Source organism: Sphingobacterium sp. GQ94 (genome assembly GCF_059758715.1).
The window spans coordinates 1-18,195 of the sequence record NZ_JCAXEC010000012.1; the positions used below are offsets into that span (position 1 = coordinate 1).

General features: G+C 33.9%; 20 protein-coding genes. 6 read left to right on the top strand and 14 right to left on the bottom strand.

Annotated features, from left to right (window positions below):
* Positions 1-503: 503 nt before the first annotated feature.
* From AC6CHH_RS11490 to AC6CHH_RS11500, 3 genes are read right to left on the bottom strand one after another with little or no spacing between them, the layout of a single operon-like run.
* Entirely contained in the window at positions 504-1,046 is a 543-nt protein-coding gene (locus AC6CHH_RS11490; protein WP_498282947.1) for a hypothetical protein, read from the bottom strand.
* Between the two features lie 2 nt (positions 1,047-1,048).
* Entirely contained in the window at positions 1,049-1,525 is a 477-nt protein-coding gene (locus tag AC6CHH_RS11495) for an RNA polymerase sigma factor (RefSeq protein WP_498282949.1), read from the bottom strand.
* Between the two features lie 2 nt (positions 1,526-1,527).
* Positions 1,528-2,910, bottom strand: a complete 1,383-nt coding sequence (locus tag AC6CHH_RS11500) for a serine hydrolase domain-containing protein (RefSeq protein ID WP_498282951.1) — start codon at positions 2,908-2,910, stop codon at positions 1,528-1,530.
* 198 nt (positions 2,911-3,108) lie between these two features.
* On the opposite strand from AC6CHH_RS11500, the gene AC6CHH_RS11505 reads away from it, so the two are divergent.
* The 4 genes from AC6CHH_RS11505 (at position 3,109) to AC6CHH_RS11520 (ending at position 6,675) form a co-directional block, all read left to right on the top strand.
* Positions 3,109-3,315, top strand: a complete 207-nt coding sequence (locus tag AC6CHH_RS11505) for a hypothetical protein (RefSeq protein WP_498282953.1) — start codon at positions 3,109-3,111, stop codon at positions 3,313-3,315.
* A gap of 889 nt (positions 3,316-4,204) precedes the next feature.
* Positions 4,205-4,846 carry a DNA alkylation repair protein gene (locus AC6CHH_RS11510; protein WP_498282955.1) on the top strand — a complete coding sequence of 214 codons (642 nt, stop codon included), beginning with the start codon at positions 4,205-4,207 and terminating at the stop codon, positions 4,844-4,846.
* Between the two features lie 145 nt (positions 4,847-4,991).
* Positions 4,992-5,657 (top strand): YceH family protein, encoded by a 666-nt coding sequence (locus tag AC6CHH_RS11515; RefSeq protein WP_498282957.1) that lies wholly within the window; start codon positions 4,992-4,994, stop codon positions 5,655-5,657.
* 13 nt (positions 5,658-5,670) lie between these two features.
* Positions 5,671-6,675: a YCF48-related protein gene (locus tag AC6CHH_RS11520; protein WP_498282959.1), complete on the top strand. Its 1,005-nt coding sequence runs from the start codon at positions 5,671-5,673 to the stop codon at positions 6,673-6,675.
* A 173-nt stretch (positions 6,676-6,848) separates the two neighbouring features.
* Here AC6CHH_RS11520 and AC6CHH_RS11525 read toward each other — a convergent pair whose 3' ends face one another.
* From AC6CHH_RS11525 to AC6CHH_RS11570, 10 genes are all read right to left on the bottom strand, one after another.
* The gene (locus AC6CHH_RS11525; protein ID WP_498282961.1) at positions 6,849-7,271 is read right to left on the bottom strand and encodes an SH3 domain-containing protein; all 423 of its coding nucleotides are present in this window, start codon (positions 7,269-7,271) and stop codon (positions 6,849-6,851) included.
* 9 nt (positions 7,272-7,280) lie between these two features.
* Entirely contained in the window at positions 7,281-7,772 is a 492-nt protein-coding gene (locus AC6CHH_RS11530; RefSeq protein WP_498282963.1) for a BON domain-containing protein, read from the bottom strand.
* A 135-nt stretch (positions 7,773-7,907) separates the two neighbouring features.
* A complete protein-coding gene (locus AC6CHH_RS11535; protein ID WP_498282965.1) occupies positions 7,908-8,357 on the bottom strand; it encodes a hypothetical protein in 450 nt (149 codons plus the stop codon).
* 83 nt (positions 8,358-8,440) lie between these two features.
* Entirely contained in the window at positions 8,441-8,875 is a 435-nt protein-coding gene (locus AC6CHH_RS11540; RefSeq protein ID WP_498282967.1) for a hypothetical protein, read from the bottom strand.
* A 64-nt stretch (positions 8,876-8,939) separates the two neighbouring features.
* Positions 8,940-9,827: a bifunctional 5,10-methylenetetrahydrofolate dehydrogenase/5,10-methenyltetrahydrofolate cyclohydrolase gene (locus tag AC6CHH_RS11545; protein ID WP_498282969.1), complete on the bottom strand. Its 888-nt coding sequence runs from the start codon at positions 9,825-9,827 to the stop codon at positions 8,940-8,942.
* Positions 9,828-9,850: 23 nt separating this feature from the next.
* Positions 9,851-11,641 carry a translation elongation factor 4 gene (lepA, locus tag AC6CHH_RS11550; RefSeq protein WP_498282971.1) on the bottom strand — a complete coding sequence of 597 codons (1,791 nt, stop codon included), beginning with the start codon at positions 11,639-11,641 and terminating at the stop codon, positions 9,851-9,853.
* 265 nt (positions 11,642-11,906) lie between these two features.
* Positions 11,907-13,103, bottom strand: a complete 1,197-nt coding sequence (gene fabV / locus AC6CHH_RS11555) for an enoyl-ACP reductase FabV (protein ID WP_498282973.1) — start codon at positions 13,101-13,103, stop codon at positions 11,907-11,909.
* Positions 13,104-13,199: 96 nt separating this feature from the next.
* Positions 13,200-14,333 carry a serine hydrolase domain-containing protein gene (locus tag AC6CHH_RS11560; RefSeq protein WP_498282975.1) on the bottom strand — a complete coding sequence of 378 codons (1,134 nt, stop codon included), beginning with the start codon at positions 14,331-14,333 and terminating at the stop codon, positions 13,200-13,202.
* 30 nt (positions 14,334-14,363) lie between these two features.
* Positions 14,364-15,074, bottom strand: coding sequence for a DUF3307 domain-containing protein (locus AC6CHH_RS11565; protein ID WP_498282977.1), 711 nt, complete (start codon positions 15,072-15,074; stop codon positions 14,364-14,366).
* A gap of 1 nt (position 15,075) precedes the next feature.
* A complete protein-coding gene (locus AC6CHH_RS11570; RefSeq protein WP_498282979.1) occupies positions 15,076-15,690 on the bottom strand; it encodes a hypothetical protein in 615 nt (204 codons plus the stop codon).
* 240 nt (positions 15,691-15,930) lie between these two features.
* Between AC6CHH_RS11570 and AC6CHH_RS11575 the strand changes: the two genes are divergently transcribed.
* Complete coding sequence (locus AC6CHH_RS11575; protein WP_498282981.1) at positions 15,931-16,806, top strand: PPK2 family polyphosphate kinase; 876 nt, start codon at positions 15,931-15,933, stop codon at positions 16,804-16,806.
* Positions 16,807-16,818: 12 nt separating this feature from the next.
* Here AC6CHH_RS11575 and AC6CHH_RS11580 read toward each other — a convergent pair whose 3' ends face one another.
* Positions 16,819-17,607, bottom strand: a complete 789-nt coding sequence (locus AC6CHH_RS11580; protein WP_498282983.1) for an SDR family oxidoreductase — start codon at positions 17,605-17,607, stop codon at positions 16,819-16,821.
* Positions 17,608-17,799: 192 nt separating this feature from the next.
* On the opposite strand from AC6CHH_RS11580, the gene AC6CHH_RS11585 reads away from it, so the two are divergent.
* On the top strand, positions 17,800-18,180 hold the full coding sequence (locus AC6CHH_RS11585) for a hypothetical protein (protein WP_498282985.1): 381 nt from the start codon (positions 17,800-17,802) through the stop codon (positions 18,178-18,180).
* The last annotated feature ends 15 nt before the right edge of the window (positions 18,181-18,195 follow it).

An 18,195-nucleotide genomic window follows, 5' to 3' on the forward strand; every position in this document is an offset into this window, starting at 1 on the left:
TAACCCCTTGATTAACAATGCGTTATCAAGGGTTTTTCTTTTTATAGAGTGTAAAATGAGGTTAAATAAATATTTTACTCAACCTCATTTTGTAATGAACACTTCTATTTGTCCCCTACTTATTTGTGCTTTTAGAAGGTTTTAGAAAAGGTGTGTTTCTTGGCGTGTTTTTATTGTCACGCCGGCGGCGATCAGGTTTATGACCCAAAGAGTTTGGGTAACAGTTTTTATTGGCATAAAAAAGAGACAACTACTGTGTAGTGTCTCCTTAAGTGATCCCGCTGGGATTTGCACCTAGTGCCAAAATCAGCGTTTTTACAATATCTGGTGGCTTTCTATATTCGACTCCCCGAATAACGCACCTTTTTTTAAATATATTTTAGTTGCAAATACTATGCTAAAATATAGGAATTTTAACTAAATTATTCAAATAAAGTTTATGGTTTCAGCATTTATTATTAAGTAGCATTTTGTCATTTAATGCATGTTATTATCTTTTCCAATCAACTGAATGAGTTTAATGAAATTCCAAGACTTTTCAAACGTTTTGCCCATATTCTACATGATATAATGAGTTGAATTAGAAAAATTAACCCGATAACAACCAGCGAGATATACTTATCTGTATTAAAGCTCAATCCATAGGTAAAAAAGAGAAGAAGCCCCGCCAGATAAATTTGCCTTGAGATTATGGAGATTATAGCATAAATTTTAACCTTAGATAGGTAGTTTTTAAGCGACTCATGGATATTGGTTCCTTGGACAAGATATTTAGCAAAGTGATATCCCATGAAGTTATGAGTAAGGGGCAATAATATAGAGAGAACAACCAGTATATTGATCCATACAGGCTTTTTATCTCCATCAAACATAGAATAATAACATACCAAGAAAATACACCATCCGATAATTTCTATAGTCAATTGTTTTCTAATGTCTTTTAAAACTGGATGTTTGTTTTCTGATAGCATACTTTGGATTTCTGTTGTTGAAATTGCTGGTGTTTTTACAGTATTCCAAGTAGATTTTAATTCATTAAGTTCCATAATTAACAGACTAAAAGATTTTGAATTTTGATTTTTATTCTATTGAGTTTGACACCAACATAATTTTCACTTATACCAGTAATATCTGCTATTTGTTGGTAACTCAAATCCTCAAGGTACAATGTGATGATGGCCTTATCACCATCATTAAGTTGTTTTAAAGCGGTGAATAATCTCTCCTGACGTAAAGCAAGTGCCTCGTCTGGCTGTTCTTCCGCTAGATCGGGCAAAACAGGGCAGTATTCAATGTCCTGTTTCTTTTTACGAAAAGTGGCTATTGCGGTATTCAGTGCAATTCGATAAATCCAGGTGCTTATTTTTGCATCGTTCTTAAAGGTTTGATGGGATTTCCAAAGTTGGAAAATAATCTCCTGGAAAAGATCTTCACGATCTTCCCTGATATCTCGGTATATGCGACATATTTTATGGATAATTCCCTGATGCTCCTTAATAAGGATCAAGAACTGTGTTTCATCCATATCTATTTTTTATTAAAGGTAAGGATTTGACCTCTACCATCTGCTAGCAATCCGGTTATTAAGCCTTCCTGATCTGACTGAAAAGTGAATTTAATATTCACTTTTTTTCCATAAAACTCCAAGTAGGAATCGTTGTAAATTTCGAATGCCGGATTATTACCGAGTTTCGCATATAGATGCTCTTTGTCAGCAACAATGACTAATTTTATATCTCCTGATGCCGTTATATAACTTCCTTCAAACTTCTTTAATTGTTCAGGACTTACACTTAAATCCCTTTTTATTTCAGGAAGTGTAAATGGTCGTTTAAATATGATTTTTTCTATATCAGCCCAAAGTTCATTCACAGGCAATACCGAAATATTGCTTAAAATAATAATAGAAATTCTTTCTTTTGGATACCATACACAAATGGACGAGCAACCATATGTACCTCCACCGTGATAGTAAGCGGTTTTTAATTCACTAGTTAAAGGACGGATGAACCACCCTAAACCATACATATCCCCATTATTTTGCAGGCTCTTACCAGAGTGGGCTGTAAAAATATGCGATTTTATTTTATCGTTCCACCTAATTCCAGAAAAACTGCGTGTCCACTTTAACAAATCAATCGAATTAGAGTATAAATCACCAGATCCTTTCATTAAGGAGAAATCACGGTAAGGCGCAACAATTAAACTATCTCCTAAAAGATGATATGAAGAAGTTATACCGGATATTATATCTTTAGTGTTATAAATACCTGTGTTGTTCATCTGTAAAGGGTCAGTAATCTTCTCTCTTAAAATAGCGGCATAATTTTGATGATATATATTTTCGAGGATAGTAGCCAACAGGAAATATCCCGGGCTAGAATATTTAGCAGATGTACCTGGTTCGAATAGTAATTTAGTTTTAAAAATTTCGGCAATTGATTGGTTATTATTTAAAGGCAGTAGTGACTTAAACAACCAATAATCAATTATTCCTTCATTATGGGGAATCCCAGCACGATGCGAGAGTAGCTGGTCAATCGTAATTCTACGCCACAATGAATCTTTTAGTTCAGGGAAGAACAATGCAAGAGAATCGTTTAAATTTACTTTTCCTTCATTCACAGCCAATGTGGTTAACATTGCGGTAAATGACTTACTGATGGAAGCTATTTTGAACTTCGAATTAATCGTTAGGGGAATATTGAGCTCAAATGATGCTTTACCAATAGCTTCCTTATAAAGCACCGTATCATTTTTTGCAATTAGTACCACACCATTAAAGCCAATTCTTTTCTCTTGGATAGTCAGATACTGATTTAGCAGCTTTGCAGCATTAGTGGATTGGGCTACGCTATTCTGACGAAAACAAAGAAGAGTGAAGAAAAACAGTATTATAGACCTATTCATATTTTCTAATTTCCCTTATAAGTAGGAGAAATCCGAAAAAACTTACAGAAGCAGACTTATAATTTTAGATAGACTTATAAATTTTATAGATACCTATAATATTGGTTGAAATTTCATGCTACAAAATTTAACTGATATTATTTACGACCACTTGTAAGTTTTTTCGGATTTCTCCAACTAATGATTTAAAAGGAAAAAATGAAAAAACTTGCTATTGTTATAATTATGCTTTCATTAGCGGCCTGTGGTCGAGAATCATCGCCAGAAGGAAGGTCAAAAATAAGAGATGAAAAAATCCAAATAGAGATAGACGATCTAAAGGATCGGAACAATACCCTACTTGATAGTATTAGCATAATTAATAAGGAATTGAAGAAACTTAGGAGTGATAATATGTTTAAATAGAAACTATTTTCACTAAAATGGTCGCTCTCTGATCTAATTTAGCGCCATTTATATATAAGTTGAAGAATGTGTAGATTTGAAAATACACTTTCATATAGAAGATATTCTTGGTGTTGTTCGTTAGAATAACTCAGGTAAAACTACAGTTTTAACGGATATGATAATTTTCAAATCAGAAACCTCATTCCGCAAGACACTTCGCTGATGCAAATTTTACAATCTTGGAGAATTGAGATATAAACTGCATATTTGAACAGTTAAAATTGTATAGCGAAAAAACGAATACAAATTGTAATAGAGGACGTGGACATTCAGGTTTGAATGAAAAAAGTCCCACCAAAAGTCCCACCTAAAATGGGTTAAAAACGATAGTTATAAGTGCAAAATAATATGTTTAAAGAAGAATTTAGGGCGGGAAACGCAGGTAAAATCGAAAGCGCGAATTCGATTCCCGCCCTAGGTACGAATATAACCGCTTCTATTATTGATAGAGGCGGTTTTTATTTGTACTAATATCCTGCTGAAATTGGATCCCTGAATTCTGGAGTATTCCATTCAATCCTCGATTTAAGAATCGTCCCAGAAGTAGCTTATAATTATTTTGTACACTTCATTATTCAAATGATTCCTATCAACTGGATATTTTTTTGAATGTTACCTCTATTCGAAAGGGATTTATATCTCTCTCAATCCACAACTTTATACTATGGTTTTAATTTTAGCATAAAATTCACATTAAGCAATTTGAACGTAGGTTTTGATAATCTAAACATTTGTTATATTAGTTTTGTTGAACTTATTGTCATAAATAATCTCATACCTACAGCAAATTAGCAGAAGGTTATTTAGGTTTAAAATATTATTTATCTCAAAAAAATAAAAGATTTATATGCAACTGACTCCAAGAGCTGAATATATCTTGGCTCAAATCAATTTCAAAACTAAACTAGGGGACCTACGAAAAATCGCTAAGGATATCAAAAAAGATCATAAACTTGCTATGGAACTGTGGTCAACCAAAATGTTTTTATCTAGACAATTAGCCATCTTGATTATGGATAACAAGCTTCTTTCTCAAGATTTAATTAATAAGTTTGATAAGGATATTCAGACTCATCTGTTTGAGGAGAGAAATCAGCTAATTGATTGGTTAATGGCCAACCAGCTTTCTAAGAACAAAAAAACAATTCTATTGATTCAATCCTGGGAAAACAACGAATCTTCACTTCTAAGGCGTATTTATTGGTATTATCAAGCAAGATTACGATGGACGGGACAGACACCACCAGAAAATACAGACAGCTTACTTTCGGCCATTGAGACTAGAATTGTTGTGGAAGAACCTGAAGTTCAATGGGCCATGAACTTTACCGCGGGATGGATAGGAGTTTACGAAAAAAAGTATCGAAACCGATGTGTCTCTCTTGGCGAGAAAACAGGTCTTTATAAAGATGAAATGGTATCAAGAGGATGTACCCCGAATTTTTTACCAGAGTTCATTGCAATTGAAAGCAAAAAACGAAATTTATAATTAACGTTGTCAACGGAACAACTTAAATTTATGACATTTTTGTTATATGAGTCTTCATTATAGCACAGCTTAATATTTACTGACAGTTAATGTAGTTGAGTAGAAAAGGCGTATATTTAAAACAACAATATCAAGTACTACTTATATGGAAAAAAACCAATCATTACCCCAATTAAGTTCAGAAGAATTAAGAGTGTTAGGCTGTTTATTAGAAAAATCTAAAACAACTCCCGAGTATTACCCTATGACACTTAATGGGCTTCAAAGTGCGTGTAACCAAAAAACTTCAAGGAAACCGGTTGTTCAATACGATGAATCGACGATCGTACATACATTAGATAGTCTCAAAAAAAAGGGTCTAGTTTCAACCGTTGTTGGTGGGGGAAGTAGAGTGACCAAATATAAACATAACCTTGCTATTCAATTTCCGTTATTGCCACAAGAATTAGCTATACTATGTCTTTTACTTCTACGAGGACCCTTGACCTCTGGAGAGATCAACAGTAACTCATCTAGATTATATGATTTTGAGAGTTTAGACGAACTCAATGAACTTTTAAGCAAGTTATCTACTGGAAACCCAATATATATTCAACAACTTTCAAAACGACCTGGTCAAAAGGAAGCAAGATATGTACATCTGTTTAGTCAATTTTCAGAAGAACAATTTGATGAGTTTTTTCAAAATGAAGGTGAGAATGGAGAGCCAAACTCATCACTCAAAGACCTAAAGGAGAGGGTGTATCTATTGGAAGATCAATTATCGACGCTTAGGAGAGAGTTCGATAATTTAATGAAAGAATTAACCTAAAAGACAGACCATTATGAGATATATATTCTTCTTTCTTTTCTATTTTTTATTTTCTTCTGGGTATTCCCAAACCTTTATACCCTTATTGAAAAATATAAAATCAAGTTTTAGAGGATTGTCGACGTATAAAAATGAAGTCGTTTGGGTTAGTGGAAGTAACGGGACTGTTGGTAAATCTAACGATTCAGGGAAAACCTGGGTTTGGGTCTCTCCTATTGGATATGAAAAATATGACTTTAGAGATATTCATGTTTTTAATAAAGATCAAGCTGTAATTGTTAATGCAGGAAGTCCTGCAGTAATCTTATACACTCAGGATGGCGGGCAGACCTGGTCAGAAGCTTACAGAAATGAACACTCAGAGATATTTCTAGATGGTATGGATTTTAAAGGCAAAACTGGATATGTTCTTGGAGATCCTATTAATGGTGTGTTTCAACTATTAAAGAGTAAAAATAAAGGTAAGGAGTGGATGGATGTTACCCAGGAGATACAGTTGTTTGCAGAGCAAGGTGAAGCTGCATTTGCAGCAAGCGGCACGTCACTTAAAATATTAAATGACTGGGTTTATATTGGATCAGGAGGAAGCTATTCCAGCTTGTATAAAAGGAATGAAAAGAAAAGAACTTTAAATGTGTCAGATGTACCTATATGGACAGGTCAATCAAGTACCGGAATTTTTTCAATAGATTTTTTAAATGAGAGAGAGGGTATTGTTATTGGAGGTAATTATTCATCTGACAAAGAGAATATAAATAATATTTTATTAACTAATAATTCCGGTTTATCTTGGGTCAAACCTGAAACACCAGTATCTGGTTTTAGATCGTGCGTTAGATATATAAATCCACATTCAGTTTTGGCTACTGGTACCTCTGGAACTGATTTATCAGTAGACGGAGGTAAGAACTGGAAAAATATTTCAAATGAAAGTTTTAATGTAATTTCGATTTCTCAGGATCGGAAAAAAATATATTTAGCTGGAAGTGATGGAAACTTGAGTATGTTAGAATTGTGATCAAATCTACTGTACCCTCCTATAAAAGGTAAGGAATTTAAAAGGCAAGGAATTGGGCAAAAAGAGACTCTCAAAAAAACTTATAGCTTTCTTGAGAGTCTTAAATTCAATTTGATAATTTTTATTTCTTAGTAAAAACTCAAAAACTATCCTTGAATTGGCATTTCTTCATATTAGGAAACGGGTTCAAGATATTGCGCATAGCAATATCCCTCTTCGCCATCTCTCGTTCTAACTAACCACCACTGGTCATTTGCACGACTTATTAAATTAATTATTTCGTCTTTAGCCGCTTTTCCAACAATTGGTTGGTCAGTACCGGGACCTTTGCGGATATTTAAATTACTACTCTCCGTAATAACACGGACTTGCGAACCTGATACTGCTGTTGAAACATCCACGTTCATCACCAAGTCACCTGATAGAAAATTAGGATCAATCTGATTGTAAATATCCCATAGTTTGTTTTTCACATCTGCATTGGGTGCCGTGCCTTGTACATGTAGAACGCCTTCTTGTTCTGCAATGGCCAAATCATTTATTCCCGCACCTTTTGCCGTATCTAATAACACTTGATATTTCGTTTGTAAACTCATCTGTCTTAATTATTTAACCGTTAAACCACTCATGTCAACTTTTTTTGGATTTAATGCATCCAATCCCATTTTTAAAGCCTGAACTCGAGCTTGTTCTAATTCTCCAGTTACAGTAATTACACCTGCATTAACAACAGCAGTAATGGATGGAAAATCTTTGACGAAATCCGTTACTTTAGCGGTTAAATCAGCATCATCTGTATTAATTTCAATAGAAGGGGCTGCACTTACAACAATGTTGCTTACAACATTTTTAACAGCCTTACTGTCAGCAGCCTTTGCAGCATTCTCTATTTGCATACGCTCCTCATCAGAAGTCGCGGTCCCGTTTAAGGTGACCACGCCGTCTTTAACATCCACCGATATGTTGGGATTAGATTGAACAGCAGTTTCGACTTTGGCCTTTAGATCCGCATCTGAAATTTTAGGCTTACAGGAGATAGTACCAGATAACAGTGTACCGGCTACTAAAACAATGGATAAACTTTTTTTTAGATTCATACAAATTTAGTTTTTCTGATTTGATGTTTTTATATACAGTAGAGAACAAATAAGTACTAAAAATGTTTGGAACTTTTATTTAAAAATAAGACTAAAAATTCCATCGTTCATGTCACATCCAATTGAAAACTTAATTTACTGGATATCAATAATTTGAAAACTTTGACCATTAAATGTCAAATTATCACCCTTTGCTTTTCCAAGTAAGAGAGTTCCAATAGGAGATTCTTTAGAAATCACCATTATTTTTTCTCCCTTATGAATCATAGGACCTATTGAAGTAGCGATTAAATAATTATATTGATTTGTAATCACAATGCTTCCGACTGAGACCTTATTTTTGGTACTAACTGCTAAATTATTAAGAATTGATAGATCGGACTGTGCTTGTAGTTTTTGCACTTGCAGTCGACTTAATTGTTGTTGTGCCATTTCTCTTGAGGTTTCATATTTGTCCCCCATACTACTTTTAGTATCGTTAACTATGGAATCATTTGCCATTTCCATTGCAGATTGAATCTCAATTAATCTTTCATTGGTTTTACCAATACAAGACTGAATTAATGCTTCTTTTTCCCAACTCATCAAATGAAGTATTTTGAAATAAAATAAAAAAGTGCCAAAATTAAGTTTGGCACTTCAATTAAAAGATTAAAAACAATTGGAAATTAGTTTTCCAATGCTTCTTTAACGTTCTCTGCTTTTCTTTTTGCATCTTGAGTAACCTCTTTTGTCTTATCACCCAATTCTTCAGCAGCATTTCCTACAGCATCCGCGGCGTTATTTGTTGCCTCTTTGGCTTTATCCCATGCACTTTTAGCTTCATCTAATGCTTTTTGAGCAGCTTCTTTTGCTTTCTCATCACCGCTTTTAATGGCAGCATCTAAATCCGCTTGTGCTTGTTGTACCTTTTGCTCTGCAGAGCTTAATTCAGCGTTGATATCAGTTTTTAATTCTTCAACTTTCTCATCCGTTGTTTCCAATGAATGATCTAAATGCTCTCCGATAGATGTATCACCATCCTTATTTTTATCTGCAGAATTATTACAAGCAGAAAATGTCAGTGCGCATGCTACTGCGGCTAAAACGGCATAATTTTTCATATTTATTATTTGTTTTAAATGGTTAATAAAACTTAGATTATAGAAGTCAAAATTTATACCAGAATTATTTTTTCGGGTAAATGGTCCCTTTCGCAGCCTCTAATGTATTTTTAAGTAAACCAATAATTGTCATCAAGCCTACCCCACCTGGTACCGGTGTAATCCAAGATGCAATCGGTGATACTTGGTTAAAATCTACATCTCCAAATAGTTTATAACCAGATTTAGTTTCCGTAGATAATTCTCTATTAATACCAACATCAATTACGATTGCTCCCGGTTTAACCATGTCAGCTGTAACAAAATTCTTTTTCCCAATGGCAGCAATCACAATATCACCTTGAAGAACTTCTTCTTTTAAATTTTGGGTTTTACTATGGGTCAAAGTCACTGTACAATTTCCGGGATTACTGTTTCTAGCCAGTAAAATACTCATTGGAGAACCAACAATATTACTTCTTCCAACAATTACAGCTTTCTTCCCTGAAGTATTTATTCCATAATGCGATAACATAAGCATGATTCCATAAGGAGTAGCCGGAATAAAACAAGGCAAATTTCTTTGCATTCTACCTAAATTAATAGGATGAAAACCATCTACATCTTTTCTGTAATCAATAGCTTCTGTTATTTTTTCAGAATCAATATGTTTAGGTAGCGGTAATTGAACTATAAGTCCATCTATACTATCGTCTTTATTAATTTCAGAAATTTTATTTAATAATATTTCTTCTGAAATATCCTCGTCATAATGAAGATTAATCGAGTCAAATCCGACTTGTTCACAATTGCGCATTTTGCTCGCAACATATGTTTCGCTACCTCCGTCGTTACCAACTAAGATAGCGACCAAATTAGGCTTTCTACCAAGCTTAAGGGTTAATTCTTCAGCTTCTTTTTTAATATCTTCTTTTAGTTTCGCAGAAACCTCTTTTCCGTCCAATAACTTCATGATATATTTAGGGTTGATTTTTATTAATCTAATTTTAAAACTGCCATAAATGCTGATTGTGGAATCTCTACGTTTCCAACTTGCCGCATACGCTTTTTTCCTTTTTTCTGCTTTTCCAATAATTTACGCTTACGAGAAATATCACCACCGTAACATTTAGCGGTTACATCTTTACGTAAAGCTGAAATGGTCTCGCGGGAAATTATTTTAGCGCCAATAGAAGCTTGGATTCGTATTTCAAATTGTTGACGTGGTAATAATTCCTTTAATTTCTCACAGATTTTTTTTCCAAAGTCGTATGCATTACTTCGGTGAATCAAAGAAGAAAGCGCATCAACAGGTTCATCATTCAAACGAATATCAAGTTTTACTAAATCAGATGCTCGATAACCAATCTGATGATAATCAAAAGATGCATATCCTTTTGAAATCGTTTTCAGTTTATCATAAAAATCAAAAACAATCTCTCCCATTGGCATTTCAAAAACAAGTTCAACTCTATCTGAGGTTAGATATGATTGGTTAATTATTGAACCTCGTTTTTGAATACACAAAGACATAACAGGCCCAACGAATTCAGCCTTGGTAATAATATTGGCCTTTATGTAAGGTTCTTCAATCTTACCCAATTTACTTGGATCAGGCAAATCAGATGGATTATGAACAATTACCTCTTCATTTCCTTTGGTCAGGTAAGCTAAATAAGAAACGTTTGGAACCGTTGTTATAACGGTCATATCAAACTCGCGTTCTAAGCGTTCTTGAATAATTTCCATATGTAGCATTCCTAGAAAACCACAACGGAAACCAAAACCAAGTGCCGCAGAAGATTCGGGCTCAAAAACTAATGAAGCATCATTAAGCTGCAAGCGATGCATTGATTCACGAAGTTCTTCATAATCCTCTGTATCTACTGGATAAATTCCCGCAAATACCATCGGCTTAACTTCCTCAAACCCTTGGATAGCAGATTGGCATGGTCTATCTCTTTTGGTAATAGTATCACCAACTTTTACCTCTCTTGCTTCTTTTATGCCTGAAACTATATATCCAACATCCCCAGTTTTAATAACATCCTTAGGAACCTGAGTCAACTTTAATGTACCAATTTCATCAGCGGTATACTCTTTTCCAGTAGCAACAAATTTTACTTTGTCTCCTTTTCGGATTTCTCCATTTTCAATTTTGAAATAAGCCATAATACCTCTGAATGAGTTGTATACAGAGTCAAAAATCAAAGCTTGTAGTGGGCCATCGGGATCGCCAACTGGTGCAGGAATCCGTTCAATTATAGCCTCAAGGATATCTGGAATTCCCATTCCAGTTTTGCCTGATGCTGGAATAATATCCTCTCTCTTTCCTCCAATCAATTCAATAATCTGATCTTTTACTTCCTCTGGCATAGCGCCAGGTAAATCCATTTTATTGAGGATAGGTATTATTTCTAAATCATGCTCTAAGGCTAAATATAGATTTGATATAGTTTGTGCTTGAATACCTTGAGACGCATCCACGATTAATAGTGCTCCCTCACAGGCAGCAATGGAACGAGAGACTTCGTAAGAAAAATCTACGTGTCCTGGAGTATCAATTAGATTAAGAATGTAATTCTGTCCCCCTCTCATAAATTCCATTTGAATCGCGTGACTCTTAATCGTAATTCCTCTTTCACGTTCCAAATCCATATTATCCAACAATTGAGCCTGCGCTTCACGTTGGGTAATTGTTTTTGTGTATTCTAATAGTCTATCGGCCAAAGTACTTTTTCCGTGATCAATGTGCGCGATAATACAAAAATTGCGAATATGCTTCATATAGGTTATTCTGCCTTCAATTTAATTGGCAAATATAATTTTTTTAGATGAGCTTTTCTGCTAATATGATTATCTATTTCAAGATAGAAAGTGAAATGCAATTAAAAAAGCTACTAGTTCGATCTTTAACGGTCTTATTAATTCTAATAGTATAAAACTTATTCATGAGATTTCGAAGTTTATAAGGAAGTGTAAATAGATTTAATAAAGCAAAAGCGCTAAGATATTATTCCTAGCGCTTCTGTATTGTATAAATAAATTATTATTAAGAAATACTTGGGATATTTACTAATTCTGAAGTGTCCTTTTGGTAATCAATTTCATCAAAGTTAAAACCAAATAATTGAAAAAAATCATTCCTGTAACCTTGAATATCAGAAATAGCCTCTAAGTTCTCTGTAGAAATTGCATCCCATAATTTTGCAACTTCAGTTTGAACGTCTTCGCGCATTTCTAAATCATCTACACGAATTCTCCCTTTTTCATCTAAAACTACCTCTTCATTGTTGTATAATCTATCAGCGAACAACCTTTGCATTTGTTCGATTGTACCTTCATGAATTCCCTTTTCTTTCATCACCTTGTACAATAATGAAATATACAATGGCACCACAGGAATTGCTGAACTTGATTGCGTGACTAAAGCTTTATTGACTGAAACATAAGATACTCCTTTCAAGTCCTTTAAGATTTCATTAAGAACAGGAACAGTTGATTCTAAATTATCTTTCGCTCGTCCAATTGTACCGTTTCTGTAGATAGGATAAGTCAGTTCAGGACCTATGTAAGAATATGCGACTGTTTTAACGCCTTCAGCTAACACACCTGCCGCTTTTAAATCCTCAATCCAAAATTTCCAATCCTCTCCTCCCATCACGGCAACCGTATTATCAATATCGCTTTGATTATCAATTGGATGAATGGTAATATCTGAAACAACCCCTGTGTGAAAATCAACAGTTTTATTCGTAAAAGGCTGATCAATAGGCTTTAATACCGAAGAGTATTGTACACCCGTTTTTGGATGAGTACGGCGGGGTGACGCCAATGAGTATACAACCAGATCAATCTGACCTAAATCCTTCTTGATTAATTCAATTGTTTGCTTTTTAATTTCGTCAGAAAATGCATCTCCATTAATGCTTTTAGCATATAAATTTTCCTTCTTAGCTTCTTTTTCAAGAGCTGCTGTATTATACCACCCTGCTGTGCCCAATTTACCCTCTGAAGCCGGTTTTTCAAAAAAAACACCTATGGTTGCAGCACCGGAGCCAAAAGCAGAAACAATACGTGAAGCAATTCCAAATCCTGTAGAAGCTCCGATAACAAGCACTTTTTTGGGACCGTTTTCGATTCTTCCTTTTGATTTTACATATGCAATTTGGTTTTTAATATGTTGCGCTGTTCCTTCTGGGTGAGCGGTTAAACATATAAAACCTCTTGTTTTTGGTTGAATTATCATCTTTTTAAAATGTCAAAGTTGAATAAATAGTTACAAAAGTAGTTAAATTTTCAATGAATCACTGATTGATCTCATTTTTTCAAGTATATGCGTATTCTAGTTTTTTTGAATAAAATTTTGATATAATAAATTGATCACTTCCTTAGATAAGGTAATATCCTCATTTTTATCAATTATTGGTACACATCCATTTGTAATAACGATGAAGCCAAACTTCTCTTTAGGATTGAAAAACATATTACTGTATAACCCATAAGCTGATCCTGTATGTCCAATCATATGTTCCGTAGGAATTAATTTATCTGTTTCCAATAGAGCTAAACCATAATTCTCCTTAGAAGACAGACCAGTTTGCATCCGTTTTGAACTTTTCTTTGAAATGATTTTCACCTTGCCTAGTTTACCATAATTCATGTGCATCATCATGTATTTCGCTAGATCATTTGCTGATATTTTCATCCCCCCTGTTGGTGAAAAAACTGGTGTCGATACGCCCAAAACATAATTCTTTATTTCTTCTGAACGAGGGTTGTAAGCTGAGGTACTTTCTGTAAAAGTACCATTTTCTTTTACATATAATTTTGCAATTCGAGCTTGATCCAACGAGTCCACACAATACCCAGCATCTAATTCTAAAGGATCTAGAATTTGTTGTTTAATGTAGTTATCAAACCTTACTCCAGTGAGTCTTTCTAATACGGCTCCAATCATATTGAAATTTAAGTTGCAATATTCATAACCTGTACCAGGCTCATAATCGTTGTAAGATGATTGCCATTTTTTGTTTTTTTCAGGATCCAGCACGTCTAAGGTAAAATATCCATTACTATCATTAAGGCTTGAGCGATGTGAAAGTACCATCTCTAGTGTGATTTTTGTGTCTGGATATTTAGGATTTCGAACTTTAAATCCTATTAAATCACTAAAATCATCATCTAAAGATATTTTCCCTTGCTCAACTAACTGCATAATTGCTGTTGAACTAAAGGATTTTGAAATAGAAGCTATTCTAAATAGATTGTCTGTTGTTAAGGCTTCTTTTCGGTCAAGATTTTTATAGCCTATTGCATGATTATATATAGGTTTACCATCTTTGACAACCACAATTGCAAGTCCTACCGCTTCATGCTTATCTGCTATTTTTTTAAGGTTATTTTCAAAATTGGCATTTTGCGAAAAGACATTAGTTATCAGGCATATAGCCGAGGTTAGCAGCGTTAGTTTTTTCATTTGTTTTATTAGGTTTATATTCATCTTATTTTATGTTAAATTTAGAACAGCTTTTAGTGCAAATGATACCAACATGCCTAAACCAAAACTTAATAAAGTTCCAATCAATACATATTCAGTGAATTTGTGATCTTTTGCATCTCTTAAATCTCCAAAGCGAAAGATAGATTTAGCCGCAAGCAAAAATCCAATCCCTTCAATAAAATTTAACAGGACAAAGCCCAGGATCATTAATCTTTCTAAAATACCGATTATAGTACCTGCATCGTATAGTGTTTCTTCTTTTTTGTTTTCAAATTCACTCTCCTTGGTCCACTTACTAAATAATACTCTAATTAGGATAGGAATTACAAATGTGATTAATATTAAGGCTACCAAATACAGAAATAATTGATCGATATTGATCCGTTCTATTACAGCCATAAATTCTAAGTTAAAGGCAACGAAAAAGACGGCTACAATGCACAATAAATGCATGAATTGATCAATTAAGAATAATCTTGCAGAATTCCCTGGCCAGCGAACCTCCCAGCTAATTTTTAAACTATCAATTGCCAAATGAGAGGCAACTAAGAATAGGATAATTTGCCAGTTATTCTTTAAATCAGTTATAAAAAACAAAATCAATAGACCGGCATGTACTCCGACATGGTAAAATAAATATTGAATTTGTGTATTTCGCTTTTCCACCCAAGTTTTTGGTTGAAGTACAAAATCACCTAATAAATGTGCAATTAACATTTTAAGCAGGATGGTCAACATATTTCTTTAATTCTTTTGTACAATGTTGGATAACTTGTTTAATTTTTGAAAAATTGGCTTTATTCAATTCGGTACTTACTTGGCTTTGGTGGTTTCTACCCACTAATTTAGTTATTTCTTTCTGACTAGCTTCTGGAGAATCAAAAGATGCTTTTACTGTTTCGGCCATATTGACTGTCCATTGATCTGAAAGTCGGCTACTTAAGGTCAATATAATATTAATAGATTCATTTAAATCCAGCCAGGGAGAACGAAATTCTAAACTTTCTTTCGTCAGCGAATCCAAAGCTTCCCCTGATAGTATAAAAGCTTCGCCTGTTGATTTTTTAATATCTTTATTCTCGAATGTTATTTTGCCTACCCCTATTCCAATGCGTATATCTACACCTTCTAATTGACGCATAGCTGCTTTTAAATAAAACAAAGAGACAAATACATGGTCAACATCCATCTCTGCCTGGAAACTATCACCTCGAAATATGTCAAAAGAGATGGCATACTTACTTATGCTTTCCTCTAAAATAGGTAACCATTTAGAAACTTCATACCTGCGGGAATCAATAACGTCTCCAGTTAATATAATGTGATATTTCATTATTGGTCTAATTGCTTTTCCAAATTTATAAAATTTTCATCATTTATCATGATAAATCCAATTATCACTAAATTTAATGATAAATCCAATTATCATTAAAATAAATGATATATATTTTTTGAAAACAATGTTTGAATTTTAATTGATCAAAAAGAACAAACACTATAAAGTAAAAATTAATATATTAGTATCAACTAACCATTACGGAACACACTCACAAAACAAATAAACGCGACAATTATGGCTAAATTATCGAAAACATTTGCGGCCAAAAGCAAATTTAGATTACAAGACTATCCCACTAGTATCAGCCAACAATTTGAGGAGCAGGATGTAAAAGTTAAATTAAAAAAACTCAGGAAAAAAATTGCAAAAATACAAGACAAAATGTATGCGCATGACAAATATAATGTACTAATCTGTCTGCAAGGAATGGATACGGCTGGTAAAGATTCTCTAATCCGTGAGGTTTTTAAATCCGTAAATGTGCGGGGGGTACAAGTCGAGAGCTATAAAACACCATCCCAGAAGGAGTTACAACATGATTACTTATGGAGGCATCAAATTAAATTACCAGAAAAGGGTAAGATAACCGTTTTTAACAGAACTCATTATGAAAATGTGTTGGTCACAAGGGTACATCCTGAATACCTGATGAATGAAAATAACCCACTTCTAACGGACCCCATGAATCTTCCAAAAAATTTTTGGAAAATGAGATTTGAACAAATAAATAATTTTGAAAAAAGTATTACAGAAAATGGAATGATTGTCCTAAAATTTTTCTTAAATATCAGCCGTTCAGAACAAAAAAACAGATTATTAAGCAGATTGGAAGAGGAAGATAAAAATTGGAAATTCTCAATAGGTGATTTAAAGGAAAGAGCCCTATGGGACAATTACCTAGATTGTTACCAGGATGCAATACAAAACACCAATACTAAACATGCACCATGGTTCATCATACCCTCAGATAATAAACCGATCAGTAGGTACATTGTAGCAAAGATAATCTATGAGGTCTTATCTGAATATCATGATATTCAATATCCTGAAATGCCTGAAGAAATTCAAGAAGACAAACGAAAATATAAAGAACAATTGGAAGCAGAATAGCTTCCAATTTCCTTAAAATAACATTTTAGAAACTCCACCGTCCAATGGAATTGATGCACCTGTAAGAAAATTTGCATACTCGGAGGCTAAAAAAGCGACTAAGAACCCGTATTCCTCGGGTATTCCCAAACGTTTGGAGGGAATACTCATAACCTTTCTATTTTGAATTTCTTTAACCTGCACTCCTTCTGATTTGGCTTGATTTTCCATCAAACTATAAAGCCGATCAGTTGCAAAATAACCTGTCATAATTGAATTAACTGTTATTCCATCAGAAGCAACTGCATTAGACAGCGATTTGCACCAGCTAACAAGAGCAACACGCATGGTGTTGGACAGCACCAAGCCATCTTGAGGTTCCTTTACCGTGAGGGAAGAAACATTAATGATACGACCAAAACCTTGCTTTTTCATATGAACGATCGCTAAATTACTAGCAATCACGGCATTTTGAAAAAGCAAATTAAAGGCCGATAAGTAATCATCTTGATTTTTTGTCTCTATTCCTCCAGCCGAAGGGCCATTCGTATTATTAACAAGTATATCTATTTCGTGATCTGAAAAAAAATTAATCAAATTGACCCTGTGATTTTCATGATCCGAAAAATCACTGACCAGAATTCCATGTGACTGACCCTTGCTGCAATCAAGTTCGGATAAGGTATTTTTGAGTTTCTGTTCGTTCCTTGCCATTAAGAATACATGAGCTCCACATTGCGACAGCACCATAGCAATCGCCTTTCCAATTCCTGAGCTAGCACCACCAACAAGCGCCCGTTTGCCTGACAAATCTATATGCATATTTATAATTTTTAGTTGAAAATGTGAATATACACAAATGTCTGATCTCCATCAATTCATAAAGAAGAACGATCTGGGAGTAAATTATAGTGAAATAATTAGCATGGTAAATCGTTAAGATTTACAATAGATTACATTGGATATTAACAGAATAATTTTTATATTTACTAATCAATTTATAAACTACTTGTTATGCAAACGAAAACAGAGTACCTGATTTGGGACAAAATTGTTTCCAGCGCAAAAAGTCGTTTTGACTCTAAGCTATATTCTAATAAATTTAAGAATATTGAGCCTGAACTATTCGATAAGCTTATCTTGCATATAATTGTAGGTTTTGCCTGTGGGGAAGACCATGAATCAATTTCCATCAATTTACACAACGAATTAGAACATTTAGGTCTGGATGTTCGAGAGTACGTTATAGACACCATTGTCTCAGACAAACATGTCCTATTTAGTTCAGAAATATATGCTGCCTATTTAACTTTTTCGATGTTAGAAGATGGAGCTAGTGAGGTGGAAGTTTTAGGTTATGTTACTGATATGCTGGAGAATCCTCAAATATATTAAAAACGATTAAAGATT

Coding starts and splice junctions, on each gene's coding strand:
- AC6CHH_RS11490 (WP_498282947.1), bottom strand. CDS start 1,046: ATGGAACTTAATGAATTAAAATCTACTTGGAATACTGTAAAAACACCA.
- AC6CHH_RS11495 (WP_498282949.1), bottom strand. CDS start 1,525: ATGGATGAAACACAGTTCTTGATCCTTATTAAGGAGCATCAGGGAATT.
- AC6CHH_RS11500 (WP_498282951.1), bottom strand. CDS start 2,910: ATGAATAGGTCTATAATACTGTTTTTCTTCACTCTTCTTTGTTTTCGT.
- AC6CHH_RS11505 (WP_498282953.1), top strand. CDS start 3,109: ATGAAAAAACTTGCTATTGTTATAATTATGCTTTCATTAGCGGCCTGT.
- AC6CHH_RS11510 (WP_498282955.1), top strand. CDS start 4,205: ATGCAACTGACTCCAAGAGCTGAATATATCTTGGCTCAAATCAATTTC.
- AC6CHH_RS11515 (WP_498282957.1), top strand. CDS start 4,992: ATGGAAAAAAACCAATCATTACCCCAATTAAGTTCAGAAGAATTAAGA.
- AC6CHH_RS11520 (WP_498282959.1), top strand. CDS start 5,671: ATGAGATATATATTCTTCTTTCTTTTCTATTTTTTATTTTCTTCTGGG.
- AC6CHH_RS11525 (WP_498282961.1), bottom strand. CDS start 7,271: ATGAGTTTACAAACGAAATATCAAGTGTTATTAGATACGGCAAAAGGT.
- AC6CHH_RS11530 (WP_498282963.1), bottom strand. CDS start 7,772: ATGAATCTAAAAAAAAGTTTATCCATTGTTTTAGTAGCCGGTACACTG.
- AC6CHH_RS11535 (WP_498282965.1), bottom strand. CDS start 8,357: ATGAGTTGGGAAAAAGAAGCATTAATTCAGTCTTGTATTGGTAAAACC.
- AC6CHH_RS11540 (WP_498282967.1), bottom strand. CDS start 8,875: ATGAAAAATTATGCCGTTTTAGCCGCAGTAGCATGCGCACTGACATTT.
- AC6CHH_RS11545 (WP_498282969.1), bottom strand. CDS start 9,827: ATGAAGTTATTGGACGGAAAAGAGGTTTCTGCGAAACTAAAAGAAGAT.
- lepA (WP_498282971.1), bottom strand. CDS start 11,641: ATGAAGCATATTCGCAATTTTTGTATTATCGCGCACATTGATCACGGA.
- fabV (WP_498282973.1), bottom strand. CDS start 13,103: ATGATAATTCAACCAAAAACAAGAGGTTTTATATGTTTAACCGCTCAC.
- AC6CHH_RS11560 (WP_498282975.1), bottom strand. CDS start 14,333: ATGAAAAAACTAACGCTGCTAACCTCGGCTATATGCCTGATAACTAAT.
- AC6CHH_RS11565 (WP_498282977.1), bottom strand. CDS start 15,074: ATGTTAATTGCACATTTATTAGGTGATTTTGTACTTCAACCAAAAACT.
- AC6CHH_RS11570 (WP_498282979.1), bottom strand. CDS start 15,690: ATGAAATATCACATTATATTAACTGGAGACGTTATTGATTCCCGCAGG.
- AC6CHH_RS11575 (WP_498282981.1), top strand. CDS start 15,931: ATGGCTAAATTATCGAAAACATTTGCGGCCAAAAGCAAATTTAGATTA.
- AC6CHH_RS11580 (WP_498282983.1), bottom strand. CDS start 17,607: ATGCATATAGATTTGTCAGGCAAACGGGCGCTTGTTGGTGGTGCTAGC.
- AC6CHH_RS11585 (WP_498282985.1), top strand. CDS start 17,800: ATGCAAACGAAAACAGAGTACCTGATTTGGGACAAAATTGTTTCCAGC.